Origin of the sequence: Kitasatospora sp. NPDC096140 (assembly GCF_040303045.1) — a bacterium.
Classification (GTDB): Bacteria; Actinomycetota; Actinomycetes; order Streptomycetales; family Streptomycetaceae; genus Kitasatospora.
In genome coordinates this window covers 1-6,007 of record NZ_JBEOUW010000019.1, presented here as the reverse complement: position 1 = coordinate 6,007, position 6,007 = coordinate 1, and the positions used below count along the sequence as shown (strand labels likewise).

Below are 6,007 nucleotides of genomic sequence, written 5' to 3'. Positions count from 1 at the left end.
TCGGCGTAGGCCTCGGCGGTCTCGCGCTGCTGGGTGGTCTCGCGCTGGGCGAGGGCCCGCAGTTCGCCGGCGGCCTGCTCGGCCTCGGCCCGCACCTCGGCGGCGTGGGCGTCGGCGGTCTCGCGGAGCTCGGCGGCGGCCTGCTCGGCCTGGGTGCGGGCGGCCTTGGCGGCGGCCAGCTGGTCGGCGGTCTCCTCGCGCTCGCGGCGCAGCCCGGTGGCCGCGTCCTCGCGCTCGCGGCGGCTCTCCTCGCGCAGTGCGTCGGCGGCGGCCTCGGCCTCGGCCCGGGCCCGGGCGGCCTCCGTGTCGGCCTCGGTGCGCACCCGTTCGGCGTCGGCGACCGCGGCGTCCCGTACGGCGTTCGCCCCGGCCTGCGCCTCGGCGGTCACGGCCTCTGCGGCGGCGTTCGCCTCGGCCCGGACCCGCTGGTCGAACTCGGTTGCCTCGCGCCGGAGTTCGGCGGTCTCGCGCTCGGCGGCGGCGCGGTTCTCGGCGGCCGCGGCCTTGGCCGCGGAGAGCGCGTCCTGGCCCTGCTGCTCGGCGGCGGCGGTGATCTTGGCGGCCTCGGTACGGGCCCGGGTCAGGGTCTGCTCGGCCCGGCCCTGGGTCTCGGCGGCCTGCTCCTGGGCCTGCTCGCGCAGCCGCTCGATCTCGCCGGCCGCGCCCGCGCGCAGCTCGTCCGCGTCGGCCTTGGCCTTGGTGAGCAGTTCCTCGGCGTTCTTCGCCGACTCCTCGATCTGCAGCACCGCCTGACGGCGGGCCTCGCCGCGGACCCGCTCGGCCTCCGCGGCGGCCTGCGAGCGCAGCTCCTCGGCCTCGGCGCGCAGCCGGGCGGCCTCGTCCTGCATCTGCTCGATCCGCTCGCGGATCGCGGCGGCGTCGTCCAGTGCGGCGTTCTGGGCCTGCTCCACGGCGGCCTGGGCCTGCTCGCGCAGGCGCTGCGCCTCGGCGGCGGCCTCGGTGCGGATCCGTTCGGCCTCGGCGGAGGCCGCGTTCCGGGCGGTCTCGGCGTCCTGGTTGGCGCGGCCGAGCACCTCCTCGGCGGTCTTGGCGGCCTTGGCGAGGTGGACGGTGGCGTCCTTGGCGCCGGCCGCCCGGCCCTCCTCCTCGGCCTCGCTGCGCAGTCGCTGCGCCTCGGCGTGGGCCTGGGCCCGCAGCTCGGCGACGTCCCGCTCGGCCTGGGCCCGCAGCTCCGCGATCGCGGCCTCGGCCTCGGCGCGCAGCTCGGAGGCGACCGACTCGGCGGTGGCCCGCAGTCGCTCGCTCTCCTCGGCGGCGGCGGCCTTGGCGGCGTCGGCCTGGGCCTGCTTGGTGGACGCCGCGGACCGCACCTGCTCGGCCTCGGCGCGGATCGCGTCGGCTTCCTTGGTGGCCTGGGCCACCATCCGGGCGACCTCGGCCCGGGCGGTCTGCGACCGCTGTTCGTTGGCGGCCTCGCCGTCGGCGACCTTGCGCACGGCGGCGGCCTCGGCGTCGGCCTGGAGCTGCTCGGCGGCCTGCTCGGCCTGGGCCCGCAGGGCGGCGGCCTCGTGTCGGGTGCGCTCCGCCTCGGCGATGGCCTCGGCGCGCAGCCGGTCTATCTCGGCCTTGGCGGCGGACAGCTGCTGTTCGGCCCGGCTCTGCTCGACGGCGGCCTGCGCCTTGAGCTGGTCGATCTCGGCCTTGGCGGCGGCGAGCTGGTGCTCGGCGGCGGCGTGGGCGGCGGCCAGCTGCTGCTGGGCCTCGCCGCGGGCGGCGTCGACGTCGGCGGCGGCCTGGGCGCCGGCCTGCTGGGCCTGCTCGGAGGCGGCGCGCAGCAGACGCTCGGCGTCGCTCTGGGCCCGCTGGAGGGCGGCCTCGGCGGCGGCGTGGGCCTCGCCGCGGGCGGCGTCGACGTCGGCGGCGGTCTGGGCGCGGGCCTGGTCGGCGAGCGCGACGGCCTCCGCGCGGGCGGCCGTGACCATCCGCTCGGCCTCGACGCGGGCCTCCTGGAGGAGGCGCTGGGCCTCCTGCTCGGAGCCGGCCCTGCTCTGCTCGGCCCAGCCGTTGACGTGCTGCTCGGCGGACCGGCGCAGCTCGGCGAGCTCGTCCTCCAGCTGGCGGCGGCGGGCGGTGAGCTCGGCCTCCAGACGGGCGGTGCGCTCGGCGGCCTCGGCCATGATCCGCTGGGTGGCGGCCTGGGAGTCGCGCAGCTGGCGCTCGGCGTCGGCACGCATCTGCTGGGCCTGCATCTCGGCCGTGCGGAGCATCTGCTCGGCCTGGCCGGAGACGGCGTCGAAGGCGCGCGGCTGGGCGAGCATGCGACGGGACTCGTGCAGTTTCGCCCGGAGCACCTCCACCTGGTAGGCGAGGTCCTCGGCATGCTCGACTGCCTTGTCCCGCTCCTTCCGAGTCCGACCCATCTCGGCCTCGAACTGGGAGAGGTGATCGTCAGCCTCGTAGCGGTCGTTGCCCCGCACTCCGCGGTCCCATCCATCTCCTGGTCGCGTCCTCGACCCGGCCGGTTCCGGGCTCCCGATTCCCGGGGTCCGGTCCGACTGGTCCTTGCATCCGCAGCACGTGGACGACCCCACGCCAATCCGGGGCCGCCCGCCGCGGTCGTCGGAGTCCGGGGCGTGGAAGCGCGGGGGTACCGCGTTCCCCCGTCCGGGTGGACTCCTGGGCGAACTCTTGCCTTGTGGAGAATGGTGACAGATCCGTCTTGCGACTGTGCAGCCGTGCCCGCGTAATGGACTCCCCTTGCGACCGGCCTGCCGCCGGCGGGCGGACGGGCCTGTCTTCGGCCGTGCCCGTCCCCTCCGTCCCCCGGAGTCTTCGCGCACCTGGGCATTGTAGTGGGAGCGGACGGCGGGGGAATGGCCGCAGGGGGGTTTTCCGGCTGTTCCGCCCAGGTTACTGACGGGTCATGGCCGACGGACCGTCGGGTGCCGCCGGAGCGTGCGGCACCCTGGGGCCGGTCCGGCGGACGATCAGTGCTCGTCGTGGGCGTTCCGGGCGGACGTCACCAGCTCCGTCAGCACGCCGCCGCAGTCCTTCGGGTGCAGGAAGGTGATCCGGGAGCCCATCGAGCCGATCCGCGGCTCGTCGTAGAGGACCCGCACGCCCTTGCCGCGGATGGCCTCGGCGTCGCCGTCCACGTCGGCGGTGCCGAACGCGATGTGGTGCACGCCCTCGCCGTTCTTCTCCAGCCACTTGGCGACGGTGGAGTCGGGCCGGGTGGGCTCCAGCAGCTGGAGGTAGGAGGCACCGCCGTCGTCGGTCCCGTTGATCCGCAGCATGGCCTCGCGGACGCCCTGCTCCTCGTTGACCTCGGAGTGGAAGACCTCGAAGCCGTAGGTGGCGCGGTAGAACTCGACCGTCTTGTCGAGGTCTCGGCAGGCGATGCCGATGTGGTCGATTCGGGTCAGCACGGCGACCTCCGGGTGGTTGGGGACAAGGGTGGCACCAAGTGCAGCGCATGGCCCGCGACCGACGCCAGTGCCGGACGTGCGAGCCTGCTCACACGCGGCGGGGTTCACCCGGACCGCGTCGGCACGGTGTTGACTGGAGGGTGCCAGTGCGCTCGATCACACCGTCGCTCCGGTGACGGGCGGGTAACAGGTCAGTACATTGAGCGCATCCTCACCTGGCCACGACGTGCGAAGGGGCCCGTCCCATGACCAACACCACCTCTGTGATCGTTGCCGGTGCTCGGACCCCGATGGGTCGCCTGCTCGGCTCCCTCAAGGGTTTCTCCGGTGCCGACCTCGGCGGCGTCGCCATCAAGGCCGCGCTGGAGCGGTCCGGCATCACGGGTGACCAGGTCCAGTACGTGATCATGGGCCAGGTGCTGCAGGCCGGCGCCGGCCAGATCCCGGCCCGCCAGGCCGCCGTCAAGGCCGGCATCCCGATGAACGTCCCGGCGCTGACCATCAACAAGGTCTGCCTCTCCGGCCTGGACGCCATCGCGCTGGCCGACCAGCTGATCCGCGCTGGCGAGTTCGACATCGTCGTGGCCGGCGGCCAGGAGTCGATGACCAACGCCCCGCACCTGCTGCCGAAGTCCCGCGAGGGCTTCAAGTACGGCGCGATCGAGATGCTGGACGCCATGGCGTACGACGGCCTCACCGACGCCTACGAGAACATCCCGATGGGCGAGTCCACCGAGAAGCACAACACCCGCCTGGGCATCCCGCGCGAGGTGCAGGACGAGATCGCCGCCGCCTCGCACCAGCGGGCCGCCAAGGCGCAGGCCGACGGCGTCTTCGACGCCGAGATCGTCCCGGTCGCCATCCCGCAGCGCAAGGGCGAGCCGGTGCTGTTCAGCCAGGACGAGGGCATCCGCGCGGACACCACCGTCGAGGGCCTGGCGAAGCTGCGCCCGGCCTTCACCAAGGACGGCACGATCACCGCCGGCACCGCCTCGCAGATCTCCGACGGCGCCGCCGCGGTGGTCGTGATGAGCAAGGCCAAGGCCGAGGAGCTGGGCCTGACCTGGATCGCCGAGATCGGCGCGCACGGCAACGTGGCCGGCCCGGACAACTCGCTGCAGTCGCAGCCGTCCAACGCGATCAAGCACGCGCTGGCCAAGGAGGGCCTGGAGGTCGCCGACCTCGACCTGATCGAGATCAACGAGGCGTTCGCGGCCGTCGCCCACCAGTCGATGAAGGACCTGGGCGTCTCCTCGGACATCGTCAACGTCAACGGCGGCGCGATCGCGCTCGGCCACCCGATCGGCATGTCCGGCGCCCGCGTGGTGCTGACCCTGGCGCTGGAGCTGCAGCGCCGCGGCGGCGGGGTGGGCGCGGCCGCGCTGTGCGGCGGCGGTGGCCAGGGCGACGCGCTCATCGTGCGCGTCCCGAAGGCCTGATCAGCTGATCTGATCTTCGGGGCTGCGGACCGCCACAAGCGGTCCGCAGCCCCTTCGGCATACGACGACATCCGCGCAAGGAGACCCTGATGATCGATGTCGCCACGCTGGTCGAGCAGGCCCGGGAGGGCCGGCCGCGGGCCGTCGCCCGACTGATCACGCTGGTCGAGAACGCCGCGCCGCAGCTGCGGGAGGCGATGGCCGCGCTCGCGCCGTACACCGGCCAGGCCTACACCGTCGGCCTGACCGGCTCGCCGGGGGTCGGCAAGTCCACCTCCACCTCGGCCCTGGTCTCCGCCTACCGGCGGCTCGGCAAGCGGGTCGGGGTCCTGGCCGTCGACCCGTCCTCGCCGTTCTCCGGCGGCGCACTGCTGGGCGACCGCGTCCGGATGCAGGACCACGCCACCGACCCCGAGGTGTTCATCCGCTCGATGGCCACCCGCGGCCACCTCGGCGGGCTCTCCTGGACGGCGCCCCAGGCGCTGCGGGTGCTGGACGCGGCCGGCTGCGAGGTGATCCTGGTCGAGACCGTCGGCGTCGGCCAGTCCGAGGTCGAGATCGCCGCCCAGGCCGACACCACCGTGGTGCTGCTGGCCCCCGGGATGGGCGACGGCATCCAGGCCGCCAAGGCCGGGATCCTGGAGATCGGCGACGTCTTCGTGGTCAACAAGGCCGACCGGGACGGCGCCGACGCCACCGCCCGGGAGCTCAACCACATGCTGGGCCTCGGCGAGGCCCGCGAGGCGGGGGACTGGCGCCCGCCGATCGTGAAGACCGTCGCGGCCCGCGGCGAGGGCGTGGACGAGGTCGTCGAGGCGCTGGAGAAGCACCGCGCTTGGCTGGAGGAGCACGGCGAGCTCGCGGTGCGCCGCCGCCGCCGGGCCGCCGAGGAGATCGAGGCGATCGCGCTCGCCGAGCTGCGCGCCCGGATCGGCGACCTCCGCGGGGACCGTCACCTGGCGGCGCTGGCCGAGCGGGTCGCCGCCGGCGAGCTGGACCCGTACGGCGCCGCCGACGAACTCGTCGCCGGCCTGACCACGAGCTGAGGTTCAGCGGGACTGGTGGCGAAGAACCAGAAGGAATGATCAAAACCGGGTGGGGGGCCCGGGGGGGGGGCGGGGGGGCCCCCCCCCCCCAGGCGCGCGGGCGCGGAGAGGTAGAGCGCACAGCTGAGGTAGC

Annotated in this window: 4 protein-coding genes; 2 read left to right on the top strand and 2 right to left on the bottom strand. The window is 74.6% G+C overall.

The genetic code is table 11. From position 1 onward, the window contains the following. Both ABT048_RS20735 and mce read right to left on the bottom strand, forming a co-directional pair. On the bottom strand, positions 1-2,381 hold a 2,381-nt coding region (locus tag ABT048_RS20735; protein WP_502894045.1), incomplete at its 3' end, for a polarized growth protein Scy-related protein. A 567-nt stretch (positions 2,382-2,948) separates the two neighbouring features. Next, positions 2,949-3,389 carry a methylmalonyl-CoA epimerase gene (mce, locus tag ABT048_RS20730; protein ID WP_350522899.1) on the bottom strand — a complete coding sequence of 147 codons (441 nt, stop codon included), beginning with the start codon at positions 3,387-3,389 and terminating at the stop codon, positions 2,949-2,951. Positions 3,390-3,634: 245 nt separating this feature from the next. On the opposite strand from mce, the gene ABT048_RS20725 reads away from it, so the two are divergent. Both ABT048_RS20725 and meaB read left to right on the top strand, forming a co-directional pair. Next, positions 3,635-4,828 (top strand): acetyl-CoA C-acetyltransferase, encoded by a 1,194-nt coding sequence (locus ABT048_RS20725; RefSeq protein ID WP_350522898.1) that lies wholly within the window; start codon positions 3,635-3,637, stop codon positions 4,826-4,828. A gap of 89 nt (positions 4,829-4,917) precedes the next feature. Next, complete coding sequence (gene meaB, locus ABT048_RS20720; RefSeq protein ID WP_350522897.1) at positions 4,918-5,874, top strand: methylmalonyl Co-A mutase-associated GTPase MeaB; 957 nt, start codon at positions 4,918-4,920, stop codon at positions 5,872-5,874. Positions 5,875-6,007 lie beyond the last annotated feature (133 nt).